The 25,089-nt window shown below is 35.7% G+C and carries 20 protein-coding genes; 8 read left to right on the top strand and 12 right to left on the bottom strand.

Annotated features, from left to right (window positions below; genetic code table 11):
• The first annotated feature begins 557 nt into the window (after positions 1-557).
• Complete coding sequence (locus GMA17_RS02945; protein WP_248398973.1) at positions 558-1,409, top strand: hypothetical protein; 852 nt, start codon at positions 558-560, stop codon at positions 1,407-1,409.
• 209 nt (positions 1,410-1,618) lie between these two features.
• Here the strand turns inward: GMA17_RS02945 and GMA17_RS02940 are convergent, their stop codons facing one another.
• From GMA17_RS02940 to GMA17_RS02915, 6 genes are all read right to left on the bottom strand, one after another.
• Complete coding sequence (locus GMA17_RS02940) at positions 1,619-3,142, bottom strand: class I SAM-dependent DNA methyltransferase (RefSeq protein WP_248398971.1); 1,524 nt, start codon at positions 3,140-3,142, stop codon at positions 1,619-1,621.
• A gap of 1 nt (position 3,143) precedes the next feature.
• A complete protein-coding gene (gene rhuM, locus GMA17_RS02935; RefSeq protein WP_248398969.1) occupies positions 3,144-4,115 on the bottom strand; it encodes a RhuM family protein in 972 nt (323 codons plus the stop codon).
• Between the two features lie 70 nt (positions 4,116-4,185).
• Positions 4,186-5,544 carry a restriction endonuclease subunit S gene (locus GMA17_RS02930; RefSeq protein ID WP_248398967.1) on the bottom strand — a complete coding sequence of 453 codons (1,359 nt, stop codon included), beginning with the start codon at positions 5,542-5,544 and terminating at the stop codon, positions 4,186-4,188.
• A gap of 56 nt (positions 5,545-5,600) precedes the next feature.
• On the bottom strand, positions 5,601-5,978 hold the full coding sequence (locus GMA17_RS02925) for a GxxExxY protein (protein WP_248398965.1): 378 nt from the start codon (positions 5,976-5,978) through the stop codon (positions 5,601-5,603).
• Between the two features lie 50 nt (positions 5,979-6,028).
• On the bottom strand, positions 6,029-8,842 hold the full coding sequence (locus tag GMA17_RS02920) for a DEAD/DEAH box helicase family protein (RefSeq protein WP_248398963.1): 2,814 nt from the start codon (positions 8,840-8,842) through the stop codon (positions 6,029-6,031).
• Positions 8,843-9,273: 431 nt separating this feature from the next.
• Positions 9,274-10,026, bottom strand: coding sequence for a hypothetical protein (locus GMA17_RS02915; RefSeq protein ID WP_248398961.1), 753 nt, complete (start codon positions 10,024-10,026; stop codon positions 9,274-9,276).
• Between the two features lie 689 nt (positions 10,027-10,715).
• Here GMA17_RS02915 and GMA17_RS02910 point away from each other — a divergent pair.
• Complete coding sequence (locus GMA17_RS02910) at positions 10,716-12,422, top strand: TrkA family potassium uptake protein (protein ID WP_248398959.1); 1,707 nt, start codon at positions 10,716-10,718, stop codon at positions 12,420-12,422.
• Positions 12,423-12,485: 63 nt separating this feature from the next.
• Here the strand turns inward: GMA17_RS02910 and GMA17_RS02905 are convergent, their stop codons facing one another.
• Together GMA17_RS02905 and mnmE are read right to left on the bottom strand one after the other, a co-directional pair.
• Positions 12,486-12,875 (bottom strand): hypothetical protein, encoded by a 390-nt coding sequence (locus tag GMA17_RS02905; protein WP_248398956.1) that lies wholly within the window; start codon positions 12,873-12,875, stop codon positions 12,486-12,488.
• Between the two features lie 152 nt (positions 12,876-13,027).
• Complete coding sequence (mnmE, locus tag GMA17_RS02900; protein ID WP_248398954.1) at positions 13,028-14,419, bottom strand: tRNA uridine-5-carboxymethylaminomethyl(34) synthesis GTPase MnmE; 1,392 nt, start codon at positions 14,417-14,419, stop codon at positions 13,028-13,030.
• Positions 14,420-14,531: 112 nt separating this feature from the next.
• Between mnmE and GMA17_RS02895 the strand changes: the two genes are divergently transcribed.
• A complete protein-coding gene (locus GMA17_RS02895) occupies positions 14,532-15,659 on the top strand; it encodes a TlpA disulfide reductase family protein (RefSeq protein ID WP_248398952.1) in 1,128 nt (375 codons plus the stop codon).
• A gap of 56 nt (positions 15,660-15,715) precedes the next feature.
• On the opposite strand, the gene GMA17_RS02890 is transcribed toward GMA17_RS02895, so the two are convergent.
• Positions 15,716-16,366: a rhomboid family intramembrane serine protease gene (locus GMA17_RS02890; protein ID WP_248398950.1), complete on the bottom strand. Its 651-nt coding sequence runs from the start codon at positions 16,364-16,366 to the stop codon at positions 15,716-15,718.
• Between the two features lie 62 nt (positions 16,367-16,428).
• Here GMA17_RS02890 and GMA17_RS02885 point away from each other — a divergent pair, with 62 nt between their 5' ends.
• Positions 16,429-17,322 carry a lysophospholipid acyltransferase family protein gene (locus tag GMA17_RS02885; RefSeq protein WP_248398948.1) on the top strand — a complete coding sequence of 298 codons (894 nt, stop codon included), beginning with the start codon at positions 16,429-16,431 and terminating at the stop codon, positions 17,320-17,322.
• Positions 17,323-17,328: 6 nt separating this feature from the next.
• Here the strand turns inward: GMA17_RS02885 and GMA17_RS02880 are convergent, their stop codons facing one another.
• Positions 17,329-18,843: an aminotransferase class V-fold PLP-dependent enzyme gene (locus tag GMA17_RS02880; RefSeq protein WP_248398946.1), complete on the bottom strand. Its 1,515-nt coding sequence runs from the start codon at positions 18,841-18,843 to the stop codon at positions 17,329-17,331.
• Positions 18,844-18,868: 25 nt separating this feature from the next.
• The gene (glmM, locus tag GMA17_RS02875; protein WP_248398944.1) at positions 18,869-20,257 is read right to left on the bottom strand and encodes a phosphoglucosamine mutase; all 1,389 of its coding nucleotides are present in this window, start codon (positions 20,255-20,257) and stop codon (positions 18,869-18,871) included.
• A 73-nt stretch (positions 20,258-20,330) separates the two neighbouring features.
• Between glmM and GMA17_RS02870 the strand changes: the two genes are divergently transcribed.
• From GMA17_RS02870 to GMA17_RS02855, 4 genes are read left to right on the top strand one after another with little or no spacing between them, the layout of a single operon-like run.
• Entirely contained in the window at positions 20,331-20,930 is a 600-nt protein-coding gene (locus tag GMA17_RS02870; protein ID WP_248398942.1) for an ACP phosphodiesterase, read from the top strand.
• Between the two features lie 7 nt (positions 20,931-20,937).
• Complete coding sequence (gene ggt, locus GMA17_RS02865) at positions 20,938-22,635, top strand: gamma-glutamyltransferase (RefSeq protein WP_248400608.1); 1,698 nt, start codon at positions 20,938-20,940, stop codon at positions 22,633-22,635.
• A gap of 11 nt (positions 22,636-22,646) precedes the next feature.
• Entirely contained in the window at positions 22,647-23,546 is a 900-nt protein-coding gene (locus GMA17_RS02860; protein WP_248398939.1) for a RimK family alpha-L-glutamate ligase, read from the top strand.
• Between the two features lie 6 nt (positions 23,547-23,552).
• Complete coding sequence (locus tag GMA17_RS02855) at positions 23,553-24,269, top strand: hypothetical protein (RefSeq protein WP_248398937.1); 717 nt, start codon at positions 23,553-23,555, stop codon at positions 24,267-24,269.
• Positions 24,270-24,558: 289 nt separating this feature from the next.
• Here the strand turns inward: GMA17_RS02855 and GMA17_RS02850 are convergent, their stop codons facing one another.
• Positions 24,559-25,083: a hypothetical protein gene (locus GMA17_RS02850; protein WP_248398935.1), complete on the bottom strand. Its 525-nt coding sequence runs from the start codon at positions 25,081-25,083 to the stop codon at positions 24,559-24,561.
• Between the last annotated feature and the right edge of the window lie 6 nt (positions 25,084-25,089).

The following is a 25,089-nucleotide window of genomic DNA, read 5'->3' as shown; positions in this document are numbered from 1 at the left end:
AAGCTATAAGGTTTTAAACCAACCAATATCGTACTTTCTAATCTTTAATTTTATCACAATAAGGCTATATGCCATAGATGAAAATCTTTAGTCCTGCATACCCTGTAGGACTTTTTTTATAACAAACGCAAAAACACACTACCGCTACCCGCTACAACCCTGTCTGCCAAAAAGCAGATTTGAACTTTGAACCTTGAATATTTGTGTCTTTGCGTCTTTGCAATTAAACAACTCCACAACCCTGTCTGCCGCTAGGCAGAAAACAACTTTGCAACTTTGCGCCTCCGCGAGAAAACCCAACAACCCAACAATACAAACCCATAAATTTAAAACTTAAAATGGCCAGCGCGACAAACCCTACAAACCCAACAAGCTAAAAACCTCAAATGTCACCAACGGAGCATGCCATAAAAAGTGTAGGTTGCTTTAAACACACGAAGATTTCTATTTCTAAATAATTAGTAATCAACTGAATGATTTTAAAAAAAACACAACCACATGCAATGAAATCGGTACTATTTCGTTATTTTACAATAACATATAAAACAGCAATTAACATGAAACCAATCAAATTTAAGCACCAACTACTGCTCCTTTTCGGATTGAGCATCATGGCATGGTCCTGTTCATCAGATGATGACAGCAATAACAATCAAAACACCCAAGCACAAATTCAAGCCAGTGTAACAGCCAATACCTGGATCATTACACGCTTTGTAGATTCTGGAAATGATGAAACTGGTCATTTTTCCTGCTATGCCTTTCAATTTGGTGCTAACGGCACACTAACAGCAACTAGTAGTAATAATACTTACACAGGAACCTGGAGCATTACAGATAGTAACAGTAATGATGACAGCCAAGACGACCTAGATTTTAACATCAACTTCAACCTCACCAATGAATTTGAAGATTTAAATGATGATTGGGACATTATTAGTTATAGCGCTAATTCCATTGCACTTATAGATGTCAGTGGTGGCAATGGCGGAACCGATTATTTAACCTTTACAGTCGGCGCGCCAAACAGCAATTGTTCATCAGAAACCCAAACCACCATACAAGATAATGTGGCAACAGGAACCTGGCGAATTACTAATTTTGTAGATTCCGGAACCGATGAAACCACCAATTTTTCAGGCTATAATTTCACCTTCAATAGTTCAGGTGTCTTAAATGCCAACAATGGCACAACGGAATACAATGGTACATGGAGTATAACAGATAGCAATAGTAATGATGACCATCTGGATGATTTAGACTTCAATATCAATTTCAATCTTACCAATAACTTTCAAGATTTAAATGACGATTGGGACTTTGTATCACAATCAGCAACCAGAATTGAGTTAATAGATGTAAGTGGCGGAGGTGGCGGAACCGATTACTTAACATTCGAGAAAAACTAAACCACTAAATTAGGTTCGTTGGTTGTATTTAGATTTTAATTTAAATCGCTTTAATATCAAACGTTTAAGTTTGGGTTTAAAGCGATTTTCTTTGGACTCGGATTTGAAACCCTACTTCTCAATACATCAGTTAACAAATAAGGTCTAATAAGTCACCGATTTTGGTGTTATTAAAACAAAAAGCTTTTTTTATTATTGTTTGGTCTGCACTAATCTGACTCACCATTTATCGTTTCCATTATTTCTCTAAAACTATTCAGTCCAGATTCTATATTTTCAATGATTTCATTCGCTAAAATGTCTGGGTCTGGTAAATTGTCTAAATCGGTTAAGCTTTTGTCCTTTAACCAAAAAATATCTAAACTCGTTTTGTCTCTTGCTATGACCTCATCATAGGTATATTTTCGCCATCTTCCTTCCTCGTTTTCTTCGCTCCAAGTTTCTTTTCGTTTGTTAATGTTTTTGCCCTTATACAACTCAATAAACTCTTTTAAATGCTCTTGTCGCATCGGGCTTTTCTTTGGTGTATGATGTACATTTGTTCTGTAATCATAAAACCAAATGTCTTTTGTCCAAGGGTCTTTACTTGCTGGTTTATTGTTAAAAAACAAAACGTTTGCTTTTACACCTTGCGCATAAAATATTCCTGTTGGTAATCTCAAAATGGTATGTAATTCTGTGGTTTTCATTAACTGCTTTCTCACTTCTTCGCCTGCTCCACCTTCAAATAATACATTATCCGGAAGCACTACTGCTGCTTCTCCTGTTATTTTTAATTGTGTTTTTATATGCTGTAAAAAATTTAATTGCTTGTTGGAAGTCGTTTCCCAAAAATCTTGACGATTATAACTTAAATCTTCTTTTACAATTTCGCCTTGTTCGTTGGTAAAAGTCATACTACTTTTCTTACCAAAAGGTGGATTTGCCAAAACGTAATCGTAGCGTTCGCCATCATCTGCAATTAAGGCATCATTTGGATTGATAAACGATTCTCCATCTATTTCTCCAATGTTGTGCAAATACATATTCATTAAGCACATTCTACGTGTATTGGCAACAATTTCGTTTCCGTAAAAGGTTTTGTTCTTTAAAAACTCTTTTTCTTCTCGGTCTAATTTGTTGTTATCTACAATCCAATCGTAAGCAGCCAAAAAGAAACCACCAGTTCCACAGGCTGGGTCAACAATGGTTTTCATTGGTTTTGGTTGCACACAGGCTACCATTGTTTTTATCAATGCTCTTGGTGTAAAGTATTGTCCAGCGCCACTTTTGGTGTCTTCTGCGTTTTTCTCTAAAAGTCCTTCGTAAATTTTACCTTTTATATCTGCGCCCATCATGGACCAATCTTCTTTATCAATCAGGTTGATGACTTTAAGCAATTTGGCCGGGTCTTGTATTTTATTCTGACTTTTGGTGAAAATTTGACCAAGCGTTCCTTTTTCTGTAGAAAGTGTACGCAATAATTGACTGTAAAACGACTCTAATTCTGCACCACGTTTGCTAGATAAAGTTTCCCAATTGGCAATTTCGGCATCTGCAACCTCGTTGCCTTCCACATCTTTTAGTTTCGGAAAAACTAATCCTTTATTGTAAGGCGGTTTATTGAGTTCATCTGCCATTTTTAAGAATAGCAAATAGGTAATTTGTTCTAAATAATCGCCATAACCTACGCCATCATCACGAAGTACGTTGGCAAGGTTCCATATTTTTGATATTATTGAGCTGTCAGTCATTTTATTTATTTCTATTTAATACGCTAATCACTAATCGTTTTACTGTTTCCATTTCTTCTGGTTTGCTAGAAGCAATAAAAAGGGTTAAACTCGCTAGCGTATCATTACTAATTATCGGTTGCTGTTGGCTATTAAATAGCATATTATTTTGTTGTAAAAACTTAAGAAAACAAGCTGCTGCTATACGTTTATTACCATCTACAAATGAGTGGTTTTTTACAACTAAATATAAAAGCATTGTAGCTTTCTCCTCTAGTGTTGGATAAAAATCAGCTGACCCAAAGCCTTTTGCAATTTGGGCTACCGAACTTTCAAAGCTCTTATCTTTTTCTTTGCCAAATACAGCACTATCAAACTCGGCTAACATTTGATTGATGAGCTTTTGATAATCGGCTAAACTTGGGTAATCTGCTTCTCTTTTAGTTAAACCTTTAGCATCTAATTGTTCGTGGTCGTAATCATCTAATAAGCTTAAACCTTTTGCAAAAACAGTTAGCCATTCATTATCTACTGTTTTTTCTTCAATAACTCTACTTAAAATGTGAATACCATCTTTTAATAGTTTTACTTCTTGTTCTTTTTGGGCTAAACGTTTTTCATTAATAGTATAACCTTTTACCAAATGGTCTTTTAAGGTTTGAGTTGCCCAAATTCTAAATTGAGTTCCTTGTTTAGATTTTACACGATAACCTACAGATATTATTACATCAAGGTTATAATGTTCAATCTCTCTTTCTACAGTTCTATTACCTTCTTTTCGAACTTGTCGGTATTTCCGACTAGTTGCTTCTTGCTCTAATTCCTTTTCCGAAAAAACATTTAAAATATGTTCAGTAATTGTACTTCTCCCTTTACCAAACAAAGATGCCATTTGGTCTTGTGTAAGCCAAACCGTTTCCTGCTCAAATTTTACTTCAATATGAGTAGTTCCATCTTTGGCTTGATAAATTTCTATTTGGTTTTGTTCCTTCATCTATATTGAGCTTGTGCCATAGTTGCACAAGTTATAGTTTTTTGAACTATCGCCTATTTTGCGACAGTTGCTATTTTTTCTTCTTTTCCTCTCTAATCCTCTCCAACAACACACTAGCAGGCTCATACTCCTTATGTTCTTTACATTCTTTAATTTCTGCTGCACTTAACAATGTACCCTCAAAAGCTTTCTTCAAAATACTTTGGCGTAAGGCTTGGGCTTTTTCTAAACTGTCTGCAATATCTTTTTCTACTTTGTCACAAACCGATAAACGGCTTTCTATCTCTTGGACGATTTGGTGTTGTTCAACAGGTTCAATAATTGGAATTTCAATGGATTTCAAATTTGGCAAGTTTATACCTTTTACTGTAGTTCCACTAGATAACTTAATGCAAACGCGTTCAATAGATTTAAATAAATAATGAATGTACTTATTGTACATTTCAACTTTTGGCTTAACTACTTTTAAATCTTGATTTACTGCAGTATCAATTGTTGTAATTAAACTTTTTCCTGGAGAAATTCTCGTAATTAATATAATTTCACCTTTTAAAGCAATATTAGCAGAACTATTATTTAAGCCTTTTTCAGTAATGAAGTCTTGTGTTTTTAACAGATAATCTCCCTTAATATCTTTTACTGATGCCCAAGGTATATTCCCATTCCAATATTCTTTTTCCCTTTTGCTTGGTGTTCCTCCACCAACAAAATCAAATAATTCTCCAACTGTTGTAGATTTCCATTCCCCCTCAAAAGCCTTTTTTAACACCGCTTGTCTATATATTACCAATTGGTCTTGTGCTTTTTTAAGGTCTGCAATGCCACTATCTAAACTGCTAAATAATTCTTCTATTTTTTTGACAATGGCTTTTTGTTCGACTAAAGAAGGAAAACTAAAATTTATTTTATTCAAGTTTTTTCGAGATATACGTTTTCTAGTTGTACCACTTTTTAATTTATCTATTTTATTTCTAATACTTGGACTATTAATCTGATGTAATAGAAAACTATTGTAAATAGATTTATTTTTTGGTCTTAATATAGCAACATCAACAGCTGTTATAAATTTTTCTTCTTCATCAAAAGGAAAAAATGTACATCTCCCTAATGGTTCAGGCATTCTAGCAATTAATATATCTCCTTGCATTAAAAAGGAACAATTCATTTCTTTTGCCCTTTTTAAATTTAAGTATTTAGAAGATTTATCTCTGAAGTTCCCATCTCCTATATCTGCGAGTTGTATTAATCTGACCTGTCCATTTGGGTCTTGGTCTTTCTTCTCAACCCAATCACCATCTTTAAATAATCCGTCATCGTCAATTAGTTTATCTAAAGTACATTCTATCCAATCTTCTCGCATACTGTCTGAACCTTGATTTGGCTCGATTTTCTTGATTTCTTGATTTTTTATGTTCGGTGTGGTTATCACTATTGCTGGTATTTATTTTTAATCAGGTAATCTTCTAATCCTAAAAAATTCAAGGTTTAAGACTTCTTATTGTTATTGTGTACTCTTTTAAATTGAAGCGATTTTGCACCAAAATTTATCAAAAGCCCTATTTCTAAATTATAAGCTTCTACATAGTTCATCGCTTGAGCCAAATGTACATCTTCGAGGTTGATAATTGCTTTAATTTCTACCATAATGATGTCTTCTACAAAAAAATCAACTCTTCTAGTACCAATATCGTGACCCTTGTACTGTATAGACATATTATGCTCTCGACTAAAATTAATATTTCTATCACTTAACTCAATAGCCAAAGCTCGCTGGTAGATGACTTCCTGAAAACCATTGCCCAAAGTTTTGTGCACTTCCATTGCAGCTCCAATAATTGTATGTGTCAATTCTTTATGTTCCATTCATCAAAAATCAAGTAATCTAATAATCCTAAAAATCAAGGTTCAGACATTTACGCTGCTAGTACTTCATTGAGTTCATTAATAATGTCATTCATTTGGTTACCAAATAATTGGTGCATTTTCCCTTTTCCGCCTTTGGCATCAAAAGGTGTGTAATCTAAATCGTCTATTTCTATATGGTAACTGCTCACTACGTGGTCTTTTATCATTCGTAACCAATCTAATTGTTCTTGCGAAAAGCGGTTATGTTGTCCTGTGTGTTGTTTAAAAATCCATTTATTAAAATTAGCCTCAATTGTAGTGTCGTATGCTTTTAATTCGCTGTCTATGCCGCAAGCTCGTCTAATTAAAGATACCAACGCAGTTAATTCGTCTTTGGGCTGTTTACTTTTTACGTCTTCCAATGTTGCATAAGCATCCCAAACATAATCTGGTGCTAATAAAGGTTTTTCTAATTGTAGTTTCTCCATCACGTCTTTTATCATTTTAAAGGTGATGTCCCTACGGTTAAAAGGTTGATTGTAAAAGATGCTCAAGGCTTTAATTTCGTCTTTGTTGGCTTCTAAATATTCAGTAAAATGGTTTACAATTTCGGTTGCTTTATCTACAGAAGTGGTTTCCCATTCGCTTTTTGTAACCGTATCTATGTTTACGCTATCAATAATTTGTTCGTGTTGTTTGCGTACATTATCTAAATAACCATTTAAATCTCCGTTAAAAGTTTTACTAGCTTCTAAAATCAATTGTTCTTGTGCTTTCTTTTTAGCTTCTTCAATTAAAGCTGGTGTGTGGTCTTGAACAGGAATTTTGTCAATTTCAATTTGTGCCTTGGTTTCAATGTCGTCTTGGTCGAAAGCAGTAATTAATTCTTTGGTAATTTGTTTTAAGTTTTTACCTCCAGAAAACTCCAATAATTTGTCTTTTTCCTTGTCTGTAATTTGTTTTTCTAAACGAATTAAGCGGTTGGCTAAAGACAAAAATAAATCTTCGTCTGCAACTCCCATGGTTATTGCTCCCAATAAATCTTTCATTGGCACAGAAGGTTTGCGTTCTAAAGGTCTGCTGTCCGTTTTTTTAGATTTTGTGGCGCCAACAGCATCTACAATAACAAAATGTGTTTTGGTTTTGGCTGTTTTTGTTACGAGTTGTAAAGAATCGCTATTAATCGTTCGTGTTCCACGACCTTTCATTTGTTCAAAATAGTTGATGCTTTTTACATCTCTCATAAACAATAAAACTTCTAAAGGTTTTACGTCTGTTCCTGTGGCAATCATATCAACTGTAACAGCAATTCTTGGATAATAAGAATTTCTAAAGCGGTTCAATATCGATTTTGGGTCTTCTTCAATTTTGTAGGTTACTTTTTTGCAAAAGTCATTGCCTTCGTCAAATTCTTCGCGAATTATTTTTATAATATCGTCTGCGTGACTATCTGTTTTTGCAAATACTAATGTTTTTGGCACTTCGTATTCACCATTTTCGTCAATACGATTTGGATAAATAGTAGTTTTTAGAGCCTTTTTGTATTCACGAATTATATTTCTAATTTGACTTGGATTGACAACTTTTTTATCTAAATCGTTGCGTTTGTATTCGGTGTCTTCATCTTCTTGTTGCCAGCGTTTTTTTCGTGTTAGTTTATCTCGTCTGTCAACAAACCAGCCTGCTTTTATGGTTTCGCCATTTTGAGAAATTTCCGTTTCAATCGTATACACATCATAAGGAACATTGACGCCATCTGTTACAGATTCTTCATAAGTATATTGGCTCACTACATTTTCATTAAAAAAACCGAAGGTTCTTTTATCTGGTGTTGCCGTTAAACCAATAAGAAAAGCATCAAAATAATCTAGTACTTGTTTCCATAAATTATAAATGGAACGGTGCGCTTCATCAATGACTATAAAATCAAATTGTTCATTGGGTACTTTTGGTGTGTACTCCACAGGAACCGCTTTGTTTTTAGACATTTTATTTTGTAACCAAGAGTTCTCATTAGGATTTTCTAATTCAGCACTTTCGTCTAGTTCTTCTCCTTTTAGAATAGAATAGAGACGTTGTATGGTTGAAATACACACCTGACTATCAGAAGCTATATAACTTGAAGATAAACGCTGAACATTGTACAATTCTGTAAATTTTCGATTATCGTCATTTGGCTGAAAGGTCATAAATTCCTGTTCTGCTTGTTCTCCAAGGTTTTTGGTGTCCACCAAAAACAAAACACGTTTTGCATCTGCGTGTTTTAGCAAACGATACACAAATGTTGCTGCTGTAAATGTTTTTCCAGCTCCAGTAGCCATTTGAATTAAGGCTTTTGGTCTATTCTTTTTGAAAGAGTGCTCCAGATTGTTAATAGCTACAATTTGAGCAGGACGCAATCCTGATTCGTCTAAAGCAGGAATTGATAACAATCTTTCTCGAAGAGGTTGCCCTTTTTTTAGCCATTCTGCAATGGTTTCTGGTTTATGAAACCAAAATACAAGCCGACCTCTTGGTTTGGGGTCTCTATAATCTGTAAATCGTGTTAGCGTTCCAGTGCTTTCATAAACAAATGGCAAGGGATCGTTATCTAAATATTTTAATTTAGCATTGGCATAATTCACGGACTGGTCCTCAACCACGGTAAGTCTATGCCCTTCATCTTCACGTTTGGCTTCAATGATACCAACAGGTTTTCGGTCAACAAATAATACATAATCCGCAGGACCAACATCTGTTTGGTATTCGCGAATGGCAATGCCGCGATTGGCTGATAAGTCAACTTTGTTTTTAGAATGAACAACCCATCCAGCTTCTCGCAACATGGCGTCGATTTTATCCCTTGCAATTTGTTCTGGGTTTTGGTTGACCTTTACAGACATTTAGTATAATTAGAATATGACATAAGTTTACAAAATACATCTTTTTCGTTTAATGGCGTAGCAGAATAACAACTAAATAATTAAAATAAAACTTTGTAAATACAATACACTTTAACCTTGCTACTCTGAAAATCTCCAATAAAAACAGAAGAACATCACGCCTAAAAACTCCCAAAATCCAACATTTATAAACAATAGCCTTACGGAATACCGGAATAATAACTAAATATTTAGAATAAAACACCAAAACCCCATAAACCAAAAACCAAAAACGTAAACCCCGCCAACCAGCAATCTTTAAAACCGTTATAATTGGCAACTTTAAGCCCTCATCACCACGTCGAAAGCTGCAACGCTACAAGCCTTCAATTCCCAACTCCACAACTCCCAACTCCACAACTCAACACCTCCACAACAAACAACAAACAACACTACCCGTTAACACCCAAAACACCAATCCCAACGCCATTAGTGGCATGTAGTAAGTACATCAGTCCATCAACCTCTTGGTAATACCGTACACCAAGTACAGCCAACTGCAAACCCAAACCACTCGGCACGCTGTTAGGTGTCAAACTTAAAGAAGTGCCAGTAAAATCTTTAGCCAAAACCAAAGGTGTTGCCAAGTGTAAGGCAGAATCTAACCTTTCAAAATTAAAATCCAAAAAACCAAACTGCAAGGCAATATGGGTAGCACCCGGAATAAAAGACACCTGCGTCATATTAAATTTAGGAAATGCTAATGTATGAGTAGCCCAATCCATAGAAGACGCAAAAGGCAATACCTGTTGCACCACACAATCAGGTGTATAGTTAAAATCTTGAAGCAATTGCTTGCCCAAATCCGTCGTTAAACCGTTTGCAACGCGGCGTTCACCACGCGCATGAATAGTGTCCAAAGTTTTCAACTGGGTAAACATGGTCATCAACCGGCTATGAAAAAACGTAAACTTATGCTGGGTATAAAACGGCCGTAACGCCATACGATAGGCTTTATTTACGCGTGAACAATGTCCAAACTCGCTTCCATTTTCACGTACCCGCCGCATACTAGCTTTGGTTTTTATAGCCGAGCCATTAAACCCGCCACCTGCAACACGCGCCACAGGTTTCCCATTCAAATAATAAAAATTAATCCCACCAATCGTCCCAACCAATGGAATAATACCTTTTTGCTTTGCCATAATATGTCAATTTTAAATGAATTACAACAGAATAACCTTTCTAATCAGCAATCACCTTTTCACTTTTCACTTTTCACTTTTCACTCTTCACTTTTCACTCTTCACTTTTCACTCTTCACTCTTCACTTTTCACTCTTCACTTTTCACTTTTCACTTTTCACTTTTCACTCTTCACTCTTCACTCTTCACTTTTCACTTTTCACTCTTCACTCATCACTTTTCACTCTTCACTCTTCATTTTTCACTCTTCACCTTTCACTCCAATAAAGATAACAAATTAAAAATAAAGGTTATAGCGTGGTTATAATATGCTTAAATAATGATTAAAACAAGCTTATAGCAACCTAAACACGTATCTGAAAAAATGTAGCGTCGTAGCACTTCAACTCACAACCGTGAACCATAAACCTTGAACTCCAAACCCTAAACCTTGAAACTTGAACCCCAAACTACCCAGCACCATACAAGCAAATTACCACGAACCCTTGTTCTATTCTCTCATTTACAGTTATAAATTGAACATCAAACGTGTTTGAAAGCATAGCAATTGCTCGCCCTTTTTTACGGAAAAGACGCAACTTTGCATAATTAGAATGCTATCTTTGAAATACGCTTCAAGATGTAATAAACCATTCCATAAACGATGGGGTTTAAGGATTTAAAGCAAACTTATTTTAAACATAAAGAATATGAAATTTATCGGCAGTCAGTTAGCCTTTTATATGAACGACAGGGATTTTAAAAATAACTCCAAGGTTCTTTTTAAATATCTAGTGCTTTTAGCAATTGTCATTATAGCTTATTCACTCCTCTTCCATTTTATCATGGCTTTTGAAGGCCAAGATCATTCCTGGATAACCGGTTTTTATTGGACACTTACGGTTATGAGCACGCTTGGATTTGGAGACATTACCTTTGCCTCCGACCTTGGTCGTCTTTTTAGTATTGTTGTTTTGCTTTCTGGTATTTTCATGTTAATGATTGTGTTACCATTCGCATTTATTAGACACTTCTATATTCCGCTGTTAGAGTCCAAAAAGAATAATAAAGTTTTGCGTCAAGTACCTACTGGAACAAAGGATCATATCTTAATATGTTCTTATGACATTATTGCTAGAGACCTCATCGAGCGCCTTAAGCAGGATACCATTCCTTATTTTGTAATTGAAAGCAATCTAGAAAAAGCCATAAAAAATCATGACGATCGTGTTGCCGTGCTATTTGGAGCATTGGATGACGAGAAAACCTTTATGGATGCCAACATTAAGGACGCGAAAATGATATTAGTCAATAGAAATGATATTTTAAACACCAAAATAATACTGACTATTAGAGACTTGGCGCCTAATATACCTATTGTGGCTATAGCTACGGATATAGATTCTGTGGATGTACAACAACTAAGTGGCGCGGACCATGTACTACCCGTAAAAAAATGGCTAGGCGAACAATTAGCCAATAGGGTTAACACCCAGCATGCGGAATCTCATGCCATCGGACAATATGAAGATCTGTTAATTGCTGAATTGCCCATCCACAATACACCTTTAGTTTCTAAAATTATTGGCGAGATAGGCTTAAGACAAAAATTCGGTGTAAGCATTGTAGGCATTTGGGAACGCGGGAGATTGCAACCTATAAAAGGAGATGAAATATTAACACACGAAAGCGTGCTTGTAATTATTGGTAACAAAGAACAACTTAATAAAATTGACGAGCTGTTTTTAGATTATAATGTAAATCCCAATCCTGTACTACTCATTGGAGCAGGCAAGGTTGGGTTGGCAGCCGCACAATCATTACATAAAAATGGTGTTTTAGTAAATGTAATTGATAAGGATCCAGAAATATGCAAAAAAGTAAGTCCATTTTGCAATGAGGTATTTATTGGTGATGCTGCAGATTATCAACTATTAAAAAAAGCCGGCGTTTTAAAAGCACCTTCGGTATTACTCACCACCCATGACGATACTATGAATATTTATTTAGCCTCCTATTGTCGTCAATTAAATATGGACGTCCGAATCGTGAGCCGTATCTCAGAAGCGCGGAATATTGATATTATGCAAAAAGCAGGCGCCGATTTTGTATTGAGTTACTCAACATTGGGATCAGAAGCGGTTTTATCTATTTCTAAAGGTCAAGAATTAACCGTTTTGGGTGAAGGTTTCACCCTATTTATTATTGCCATTCCAAAGTCATTAGAAGGTAAAACCCTTGCTGAATCCGGCATAGGCGCTAAAACGGGACTATCTGTTATTGCCATAAAAGAAAACGATGAAGTGGTAACCTTATTATCTGCAAAAACAATACTGCCACATGGTGCGGAAATAGTCATGCTTGGTAATATAGACATGAAACAGAAATTCAATAAAATATATGTTAACCGTGCTTAATAAGGTTTTTAAAGTCCTTTACCATTTCAAAGACCAATTAATTTATAGCTATTATTATGTAATTTAAGCATCCGTTTTAGCTTGGGTTATATCCCGAAACGTAGGTGCGTTTTCGGTAATACTGCCAGCACCTTTCTTATTAATTTTAAAAGTGACATCTTTCGTGGTGGTAAACAAAAGCACGGTTAAAAAGGACGCTTTTAGATGCTGTTTTACAATCTCAAACGCTTCTTCTATAGAATATGTTTTTTCAACATCTTCCGTTTCTTTGGAAGCATAGCGCAATTTCACCAACACCTTAAAGTCATCCTTGGCGTAAATGGGTCTGACAAAAATGTTTTTCAAATTTGGTTTACCAACGGTTTTTGCCATGGTTAATTTAGCAAAGCGTTCTTCTTGAATACTTTCGGTTACTTGATTCCAAAAAAGAATAAACACATCTTGATACGCCATAAGCTAAAATTGTTAGGTAATAATTGTTAGGATTCAAAAATACCATTTATAAACTAAAACCTTATGATCCGTTTAATAAGAAATAACCAATAGTGCTCATGCTTTTAAAGCAACTAATATCACCTGACATTTGGAATTTGGAATTAAATACGCTATTTCCCGATACAGAAATTAGCAAAAATATTACCTAACAATTCATCATTAGTCACACTTCCGGTAATCAGTCCAAAGTGGTATAAAGCTTCCCGAATATCAATAGCCATTAAATCGCCAGACAATCCGGAATCCAAACCGTATTTAACTTTCTGAATTTCTTCAAACGCTTTTAGTAAGGCATCATAATGTCTCGTATTGGTAATAATAGTTTCATTATTCCGTAAGGCACCTGTATTCACCAAATTCAATAAGGCATTGGTTAGCTGTTCCACACCAAAGCCACTTTTTGCAGATAACAGCTGTACGTTTGGAATGGCCTGTTGGAGTTCCGCCAAATCCATATCGTCAATCTTATCAATCTTATTGGCAATAACAAGCAATGGCTTTAATGGATACTTATTTTTAATTTTCTCCAACTCCACTTGAAGTTTATCACCTTGATGCTTAAATTCTCCAGCATCAAATAAGTAAATAACCACTTGTGCTTGTTCTATTTTTTCAAAGGTTTTTTTAATTCCAATGCTTTCTACAACATCTTTGGTATCACGAATTCCTGCGGTATCAATAAAGCGAAAACCCATACCGCCAATACTTATTTCGTCTTCAATAGTATCCCGCGTGGTTCCAGCTATTTCACTAACAATAGCACGTTCTTCATTTAATAAAGCATTTAGCAGGGTAGATTTTCCAACATTGGGTTCGCCAACAATAGCAACGGGAATCCCGTTTTTAATCACGTTTCCAACCGCAAACGAATCTATTAAGCGTTTCAATACAAAGGTAATACGCGCTATCAGTTCCTTAAATTGGGTTCTATCGGCAAATTCCACATCTTCTTCCGCAAAATCCAGTTCCAATTCTATTAACGAGGCAAAGTTTAAAAGCTCTTCACGTAGCTTGGCAATTTCACTTGAAAAACCACCACGCATTTGCTGCATGGCAATTTGGTGAGATGCTTCATTATCACTCGAAATTAAATCGGCTACCGCTTCCGCCTGACTTAAGTCTAGTTTCCCGTTTAAAAACGCACGCAAAGTAAACTCGCCAGCATCCGCCATTCTGCAACCTTTTCGTAAAAATAACTGGATAATTTGTTGCTGGATGTAATTAGAGCCATGGCAGGATATTTCTACCACATTTTCACCTGTATAGGAATTGGGGTTTTTAAAAACAGATACTAAAACCTCATCAATGTCCCGGTTATCATCAACAATATGGCCTAAATGAATGGTGTGGGTTTTCTGATGAGACAGTGTTTTCGATTTCGAAACCGATTGAAAACAGCTATCGGCAATGGCAATAGCATGGGCACCCGAAAGCCTAATAACCGCAATAGCACCAGCTCCCGAAGGCGTAGCAAGCGCAACAATTGTATCGTTTTGATTCATGCTACAAAAGTACTAAAATCACCACAGAAAACACGTATATAGATATTAGTGAATTCTTAACAAATATTTTTTAACAATCCACTATATTTGCACAAACTAAAAAATATTGAAAATGATTAAAAAATTCATACTACTGTCATTCATTATTCTTGTAGCTTCTTGTAAGAATGAAGAAACGAAAGCAGGTTATGTACTTACTGGTTCTATTGACAAATCAATGGACGGAAAAACAATAATTCTTCGAAATGCGGACCCAAAAAACATCACGATTTCAGATTCTTCGGTTGTAAAAGATGGTAAAGTTACCTTTTCCGGTTCAGTGGACGCGCCCGATATTTTTATTTTAACTATTGATGGAACCCCAAGCGGCATGCCCCTTATATTGGAAAATAAAGATATGACCATTGAATTTTACAAAGATAGCTTGCAGTCATCTGTAGTTTCAGGAAGTCATGAAAATGATATTTTTAATCAGTTTAAAAATATATCAAATCCCATTAGAGCTAAAAATCAATCTATGGGGCAAGAGTTCATGGCAGCACAAAAAGCAGGTGATTCTTTAAAAATGACAGCCATACAAGAAAAATTTAAAATGTTAGTTGATGCGGCAAATCAAGAAAACAGAGATCTAATTAAAAAAAATAATGATGTCGTAACAAGTGCTGCTATTTTAGAAAACATGCTAATGACTAAAAATATAGAGCCTGCGGAAGCTAAACCATTGTATGATAATTTTACCGAATCTGTTAAAAACAGCCGCATTGGTAAAAGTATTAATGAAATGCTATCAAGTGCTATGGCTACAGCTATCGGAAGCATGGCGCCTGAATTTACAGCCCCTGATCCAGATGGCGAAATGATTGCTTTAAAGGACATTAGAGGAAAAGTAACTATCATTGATTTCTGGGCCGCTTGGTGTGCGCCTTGTAGAAGAGAAAACCCTAATGTCGTTAAGGTTTACGAAAAGTATCACGAAAAAGGTCTTGAAATTATAGGTGTGTCTTTAGATGGTACGCCAAGACAAAAAGATGCTAAAGGTGAATGGTTAGCAGCTATTGAAAAGGATGGTTTAACATGGCACCAAGTTTCCAACTTGCAATATTTTAACGATCCTGTCGCTAAACAATATAATATTCAATCTATTCCAGCTACCTATATTTTAGATGCTGATGGAAAGATAATTGCTAAAAATTTAAGAGGCTCCGCTTTAGAAGCTAAAATGGCCGAGCTTTTAGATTAAGAATTTCTTTATAAATAGATACTAAAGCCTTTCAGTTTTGAAAGGTTTTTTTATGCTTATATTTTTCCTAATTTCTTTAAAACAAACAACAAAATAATAGGCAATGCTAATAAGCCAATCATCAGTAAATTCTTTTCAAATAACCAAGTCGCCAAAATTAAGGTAATTACATAACCACCAATAGCACCTCCAAAATGTGCATCATGACCAATATTACCCACTCTGTTTTTCATCCCATAAATGGAATACAATAAATAGCCAATACCAAAAATATAAGCCGGAATAGGAATAGGTATAAAAAATAGATATAAACTCATACCTGGTTGTAGAAGTATAGCTGAATAAATAATCCCCATAACAGCGCCACTAGCACCTACAGCAGAGTAATGGTATTCATTTTTATGAAAATATAAGGACAGTAAATTCCCTAACAACAAGCTCCCTAAATAAACAATTAAAAATTGAAAGCTTCCTAAATAAGCAATTACCACATCGGCAAAAAAGTATAAGGAAAACATATTAAAAAATAAATGCGCCGTGTCCACATGTAAAAAGCCAGATGTTAACATGCGTATTTTTTCACCTCTGATAATAGCGCCTACATTAAATTTGTATTGTTCAAAAAAGGAATAATCACTAAACCCTTTAAATGATATTAACGCGTTGGCAGCAATAATTACCATGGTTACTATACTTAAATCACCCATAAATTTTAAACGTTTAAAAAGAATATAACATATCTTTGTAATTGCAAATCTAAAATTATTTCATGCAACTTCTTGCTTATATTCTCATTTATCCCATTTTATGGTTGGTTTCCATCTTACCCTTCCGATTATTATACGCGGTTTCCGATGGTTTATTTGTTGTAATCTACCACATTATTGGCTACCGAAAAAAAGTGGTTAAAGAAAACTTGAAACTGGCATTTCCCCATAAATCAGATGCTGAATTAAACCGTATTCGGAAAAAATTCTACCACCATTTGTGTGATATGGTTATGGAGTCTATTAAATCTATGACCATTTCTGAAGCCCAAATGAAAAAACGTTTTACCTTTTCCAATGTAGAACTCATTCAAAAACTGGAAAGCGAAAATAGAAGTATTGCACTTATGTGTGCGCATTATGGGAGTTGGGAATGGATTTTTATCCTTCAAACCTATATGAGTAACAAAGGTTACGCGATTTACAAACGCCTGGCCAATAAATATTTTGATAGACTTGTAAAACGTATTCGTGCAAAGTATAACAGCCACTTGATTACCACCAAGGAAAGTATTCCTGTTTTAATGCAATCTAAACGCGAAGGGAAAATAACCATTTGTGGTTTTGTTTCAGATCAATCACCTAAAGCAGAAAAAGCATTCCATTGGAATGAATTTATGGGTATTACGGTTCCGGTCCATACAGGAGCCGAAATGTTAGCGAAAAAGCTCGATATGTCTGTGGTATTCTTTGGTGTTAAGAAATTAAAACGTGGATATTATGAAACCTCGTTTAAATCCCTGGCGTATCATCCAAATGATTATCCAAATTACGAAATCACCGATAGGTTCTTGGATTTAGTTGAAGCCCAAATTAACGAAGCCCCAGAATATTATTTATGGACACATAAACGTTGGAAACATCGTGATAAAGTTCCTGCAGAATACAAGTCTTAAGTCCTGTTAAGATAATTGGAACCAACTAGAAACCATGGTATCTATGTCATCGGTTTCAGAATCTAATAACGACTTATGGACAAACTCGTTATTCCTTTTATTATACTCATAATCAACAGCCCAAGCTACATGGTTTTTGGCTAGTGCTTTAATGCTATCGCATACAAACTGCACTTCGGCATTGGTAGTTGTAGGATGAATAGACATACGTATCCAACCTGGTTTACGCGTTAATTCACCTAATGATATTTCCTGTGTCAATTCATGAGATGTTTTTTGATCTACATGCAGTAAAAAGTGTCCGTACGTCCCCGCACAACTGCAGCCACCTCGTGTTTGCACACCAAATTTATCATTCAATAATTTCACACCTAAATTGAAATGTAAGTTATCGATATAAAAAGAAATTACACCCAAACGATCTTCATGCTGACCCGCAAGAATGTGTAAATTTGGAAGCGCTCCTAATTCCTTAAAAACAACTTTTAGAATCTCATGCTCGCGTTCTAGCATATTGTCAACACCCATTTGCTCTTTTAATTTAATAGCAAGGGCTGTTTTTATGGCTTGTAAAAAACCGGGTGTTCCACCATCCTCACGATCTTCAATATTATCAATATATTTATGTTCTCCCCAAGGATTTGTCCAACTAACAGTTCCGCCTCCTGGACAATCCGGGATCATATTTTTATACAATTTCTTATTAAAAATAAGGACACCTGAAGAACCGGGTCCTCCTAAAAATTTGTGTGGTGAAAAGAATACGGCATCCAAAGCCTTGGTTTCATCTTCGGGATGCATATCCATAGACACATAAGGTGCTGAACAGGCAAAATCTACAAAACAAACGCCGCCATGTTTATGCATCATTTGCGCAATATCATGATGTGGATTTTGAATACCGGTTACATTTGAACCACCAATAACAGAGGCTATTTTAATGGTACAAGCTTGATGCGCTATCAATGCTTTTTCTAAATTCTCCAAACTAAACAACCCATCTTCTGCTGGCGGAATAACCACCACTTTAGCAATGGTTTCCAACCACGTCGTTTGATTAGAATGATGTTCCATATGCGAAACAAAAATTACAGGACACAGGTCCTCCGGAACAACAGTGTGTTTCTTTAAATTTTCAGGAACTTTTAACCCTAAAATACGCTGAAATTTATTCACGACCCCTGTCATGCCATTACCTGAAACAATTAGCACATCATCATCATGCGCATTAACATGGGCTTTAATAATATGCCTGGCTTCATGGTAGGCTTTCGTCATAGCGGTTCCTGAAACTGTGGTTTCTGTGTGTGTATTGGCAACATAAGGTCCAAAAACATGACTGATTCGCTCTTCAATCGGTTGGTATAAACGGCCAGACGCAGTCCAATCCGTATAGATAATCTTTTGAGAACCGTAAGGCGATTTAAAGGTTTGATCCACACCAATAATGTGCTTTCTAAACTGACCAAAATAGGTTTCTAAATCCGTTTGAATGTCTGAAGATGTTTTTGTAGTAATCATGCGTATAAATTAAATGGCAAAGGTACTAATTATTAGCGACAGCCTTAATTTCTGCTATAACTTTATCAGCGAGTGCATCAGCCGCTTCCTGTGATGGTGCTTCCGTATATACACGAATAATAGGTTCGGTATTACTTTTACGTAAATGCACCCAACTATCTTCAAAATCAATTTTCACCCCGTCAATTGTCGTAACACGTTCATGGCTATATTTTGCCTCCATGGCTTTTAAAATAGCATCCACATCTAATTCTGGTGTTAAGGCTATTTTCTTTTTACTCATAAAATAATTCGGATAACTAGCACGCAAAGCACTGACTGACATTTTTTTATCTGCCAGCAAACTTAAAAACAAGGCTACACCAACCAAGGCGTCACGCCCATAATGAGATTCTGGGTATATAATTCCACCATTTCCTTCGCCGCCAATAACAGCATTGTTTTTCTTCATTAACGCCACGACATTCACTTCACCTACGGCACTGGCTTCGTAGGTTCCACCATGTTGTTCGGTAACATCCCGCAAGGCACGAGTGGAGCTCATATTACTAACGGTATTTCCAGGTGTTGCACGTAACACATAATCTGCACAAGCTACTAATGTATATTCTTCCCCAAACATATTACCGTTTTCGTCTATAAAGGCTAACCGATCCACATCTGGATCAACCACAATTCCAAAATCTGCATGTTCTTTAACCACAGCTTCAGATAAATCAGTTAAATGCTCCTTTAAAGGTTCTGGATTATGAGGGAAATGACCCGTTGGCTCACAATACAATTTAACACATTCTACACCTAAACGTTCTAGTAATAATGGAATGGCTATTCCTCCTGTAGAATTTACACCATCTACCACTACTTTAAAATTCGCTTTTTCTATGGCCGATTTGTTAACCAATTTTAAATCTAAAACGGCGTCAATATGCAAATCGATGTAAGCATCATTTTTTGTTATTTTCCCCAAACTATCTACATCAGCAAAACTCATGGTATCACTTTCAGCAATAGCAAGAATTTTAGCACCTTCTTCGCCATTTAAAAATTCACCTTTATTATTCAAAAGCTTTAAAGCATTCCATTCTTTTGGATTATGGCTGGCTGTTAAAATAATGCCACCATCAGCATGTTCCATTGGTACAGCAACCTCAACCGTTGGCGTGGTAGAAAGGCCTAAATCAATAACATGAATTCCCAACCCGACAAGTGTGTTCATGACTAAATTCTGAATCATTTCGCCTGAAATTCGCGCATCACGACCAACCACTACCCGATAATTTTCTTTTTTATATTGTCCTTTTAACCAAACTCCGTAAGCAGAAGCAAATTTCACCGCGTCAATTGGCGTTAAATTGTCGCCTACGGCGCCACCAATGGTTCCTCTGATTCCTGAAATAGATTTTATAAGTGTCATATTTTTATGTTTATTTTCAACAAATATAAGTTTTCTATGCGTTTTCTTTCCTATGAATTTGTAAATTCGAAACATGAACTTTTTAGCACATATTTATCTTTCTTTCAATCATAAAAATGTATCCATAGGAAATTTTATGGCTGATGGTATTCGCGGTAAACAGTACAAAAAGTATCCACGTGAAATCCAAATTGGTATTTTATTACATCGGGAAATTGACACTTTTACAGATGCCCATCCTATTGTAAGACAGAGCACGAAAAGGCTCCACGAAAATTACAGTCATTACAGTGGTGTGATTGTAGATATTTTATACGATCATTTTTTGGCTAAAAACTGGGCGCACTATTCTAACGAACCTTTAGACGATTATGCTCAAAGATTTTATTCATTATTACAAGATAATTTTGATATTTTACCAGAGCGAACACAACACCTGCTACCCTTTATGATATCTGGTAATTGGTTGTTAAGCTATGCAGAAATTGAAGGTATCCAAAGCGTTTTAGATGGTATGAATAGACGCACGAAATACAAATCTAAAATGAACGAAGCTACACACGAACTCCTTAAATATTACGATGAGTTTGAAGAAGAATTCACCCTGTTCTTTGAAGAATTACGCGTTTTTGCTGCTGAAAAATTACAAATCCTTTCCAATACAATTATATAATATGATGATGAACCGTTTAATACTCCTACTTGTTATTTCAGTTATTTGGTCTTGTAAAAACAATCCAGAAACATTAGAAAAAATTCAGAATCGTGGGTTAATAACGCAAAACGCCATGGTGGTGTCTGCCAGAAAAGAAGCCTCGAAAATTGGTAGCGATATTTTAGAAAAAGGAGGCAACGTATTTGATGCTATGATGGCAACTGAAATGGCACTGGCCGTTTGCTTCCCTTCCGCTGGTAATTTAGGAGGTGGTGGTTTCATGGTTTACCGATTACATTCTGGCGAAACTGGCGCATTAGATTATCGCGAAAAAGCACCTCTAGCGGCCACAAAAAATATGTATCTAGATTCTTTAGGAAACGTTATTCCAAACAAAAGTATCATAGGCGAAATGGCTGTTGGCGTTCCTGGCACGGTGGCAGGTGTTTTTGAAGCACAACGGAAATTTGGTAAATTATCAGTAAAAGACATTTTACAACCGGTGATTGACTTGGCTAAAAACGGCTATGCATTAACGGAAAAACAGCAAAATGGCATTAATAATTACGATAGTATTTTTAGAGCTGTTAATGGCAAAGAAATTTTATATTCAAAAAACACCAAAGCGGGCGACAAAGTAAAAAACAAACAACTCGCAAAAACACTTGAACGCATCGCCTTTAATGGTAAAGATGAATTTTATAAAGGTGAAACGGCTCAAATTCTAGTGGACTATCTATCGGAAAAAGGTGGCATCATCACATTAGAAGATTTGGCTAAATATGAAGCCAAATGGCGCGAACCAGTTGCTTTTAAATATAAAGACATTAACGTTATTTCCATGGCACCGCCTTCAAGTGGAGGTATTTGCTTGGCTCAAATTATGAAAATGATTGAACCTTATAATCTAAAAGAATTTGGTCATAATTCCCTAAAAACCATTCAAGTACTTGCGGAAGCAGAACGTCGTGCCTATGCCGATAGAAATTATTATTTAGGCGATCCCGATTTTGTGGATATTCCCACTAAAACTTTATTGAGTGATGACTACCTTCAAAAACGTATGAGCGATTTTTCATTTGAAAAAGCAACGCTGTCTAGTAATGTTTCTCATGGTAATATAACGTTTATTGAAAGTGATGAAACCACACATTATTCTATAGTTGATCAGTTTGGAAATGCCATTGCCGTAACGACCACCTTGAATGGCACCTATGGTTCCTATTTATTTTGTTCGGAACTTGGGTTTTTCTTGAATAATGAAATGGACGATTTTAGCAGCAAATCAGGCGTGCCAAATATGTTTGGTTTAACGGGTGCGGAAGCCAATAGTATTGTGCCAGAAAAACGCATGTTAAGCTCTATGACGCCAACTATTGTGGAAAAAAACGGAAAACTATTTATGACTTTAGGAACTCCTGGAGGTTCTACAATTATCACATCGGTTTTGCAAACCATATTAAATGTTGAAGAATTTAATATGTCCATGCAAGACGCCGTAGATGCGCCCCGTTTTCACCACCAATGGTTACCAGATTATATTAGAATGGAACCCAATGGTTTTGATACGGAAATCATGAAACAATTAATTGCTAAAGGCTACACCATTAATGAAACACGCTCACCGGTAATTGGGAAAGTAGATGGTATTTTGGTGCTTGATGATAAGACATTAGAAGGTGGCGCAGACCACAGAGGAGACGATACAGCTGTTGGATTTTAATTTTTTTATATATGAAAACTTTTGACATAGTCATACTTACAGACAACCGGTATTTAGAAGATTCTGAAACTAACACCTACAAACACAACGTGTTTTATGAAGATTTTTTGGTACAAGAAGCCTTACAAGCTGAAAACTTAAAAGTCACCCGCTTAGCTTGGGATGATCTTAATTTCAATTGGTCTGACACCAAAGCAGTACTTTTTAGAACGACTTGGGATTATTTTGATCGCTTTTCTGAATTTTCAAAATGGTTAGCTATGGTTTCAACAAAAACGCGGTTGTTAAATTCCGAGAAAATAATCCGTTGGAATATAGACAAACACTACTTATTAGAATTAAAAGCCAATGGCATTCATGTTGCCAAATCCTTTTTTATTGAAACAGGAACCCAATCAACCCTCACTGAATTACACCAACAATTAAATTGGCAAGAAACCGTTTTAAAACCATGTGTTTCAGGAGCAGGAAGACATACATATAGACTAACACCACATAATATTGCAGAACATGAAGCTATTTTTACGGAGTTAATTCAACAAGAATCTATGATGCTTCAACCGTTTCAACATAACATTGTTACGCAAGGCGAAATGTCTCTTATCGTTTTTAATGGTGAATACAGTCATGCTGTTTTAAAACAAGCCAAGGCTGGCGATTTTCGTGTTCAAGATGATTTTGGCGGAAGCGTAATTCCATACGCACCGACTGAAACGGAAATAGCCTTCGCTATAAACGCAACAAAAGCCTGTCCAGAATTGCCTATTTACGCCAGAGTTGATATATTTACTGATAACACAAATCAATTAGCTGTATCCGAATTAGAACTTATAGAACCCGAATTATGGTTCAGAAATGATTCTAAAGCGGCTAAAATACTCGCCAAACACATATCATTGTGCTTAAAATAATTGTTTATGAAAACGAAAAAAATCCTTAAAATAGTAGTTGGCGTTATAATCTTTTTCACCTTACCCAGTTTACTCTTTTTTGGTTTCGTTTATTTTAAATACAATGAAGACTTACCCAATGGAAAACAAGGCCCTCAAGCTGAAGCATTGGCTTATAATATGCTAAAAGCATTAAATCATGAGGCCTATTTAGAAACTAATTATATTGAATGGACGTTTAAAAACAAACACCATTATAAATGGAAAAAAGATGAGAACACCTGCCTTGTGCATTGGAAAGATTACAAAGTTGATCTAAATTTAGATAATCCAAGTTTAAGCAAAGCCTACGTCCATAATTTTGAAGTAAAAGGTGAGCAAGCCGCTGAACATATAGAAACAGCACTTACTTATTTTAATAACGATTCGTTTTGGTTAGTAGCTCCTTATAAAATATTTGATCCTGGAACGGAAAGACGTTTGGTTAAGTGGAAAAATAATCAAGACGCGCTTTTGGTGACTTACACATCTGGTGGCACAACGCCTGGCGATTCGTATTTGTGGATTTTGGATACCAACAACAAACCTGTAAAATTCAGAATGTGGGTAGACATCCTGCCTATTGGCGGATTAGAAGCTTCCTGGAACGATTGGACAACAACTGAAAGTGGCGCCATATTTCCCGTTTTCCATGAAATGTTATTTTTGGGTATAAAATTGGATGATATTATTGGGAGGGAATGAGTGTTCAGTGTTCAGTGTTCAGTGTTCAGTGTTCAGTGTTCAGTTTAAACTAAATATCTGTTACTTTGAATCTTGAATAAAGTTTGATGCAATGTTGTTTCAAACTAAATAAATAACCTGATAAAGTTCTCGACACAATTTTTCATTCATCTAAATCACGCGAACGCACGAGTTATTATACAAAAATAACGGCCATCAATTTGCCTGCCTGCTCTTGGTTGGATTGAATTTCACACGTGATAAGTGTACGAATTTTATCGCGAATCTTTTAAGCCTTAAACCTTGAATCCTATTTTGAACGCTGCCCAACAAACTGTTGTTCTTTCAGCTTAAACAGCACATTAAACGATGTTAAACTACCATAACTTCTCGTTATGTATTGCTGTAAATCTATTTTTTCTTGTTCTTCTAAATTGCTCGAGTTTATTTTTTGTTCCATAACACGGAGTCTATCACGAACCATGGTAATCTTATGGAAAAAAGTATCTATAGGCACCTCGCTCGACTTTAAATTACTATCTCCTGGTTCCAAAATCAGTTTTCCGCCTTTCCATTTATCCGCAATATGAACGACTTCGCTAGCATCACTCCAACGCTTTAAAATTTGCACCAAGCTACTTTCTACTTCGGCAAAACTAACCGTATCCACATCATCTTCGGCTGCTTCAATAATGTCAAATTCAGAATTAATATCTATGGTTTCTAAACCGCTTTCAATAAAAGTTACCCAATAATGTTTTGAGGTAACGTTGGTTACGACGCCTTTTCCAAATTCGGGGTGATTAATCCTTGAGCTTATTCCTAGTATTTGCATAAAACA

The sequence above is a fragment of the Bizionia sp. M204 genome (assembly GCF_023205095.1).
In the GTDB taxonomy this organism is placed as follows: domain Bacteria; phylum Bacteroidota; class Bacteroidia; order Flavobacteriales; family Flavobacteriaceae; genus Algorimicrobium; species Algorimicrobium hallyeonense.
Note: the sequence above shows the minus strand (reverse complement) of the source record. Positions and strands in the feature narration are given on the sequence as shown.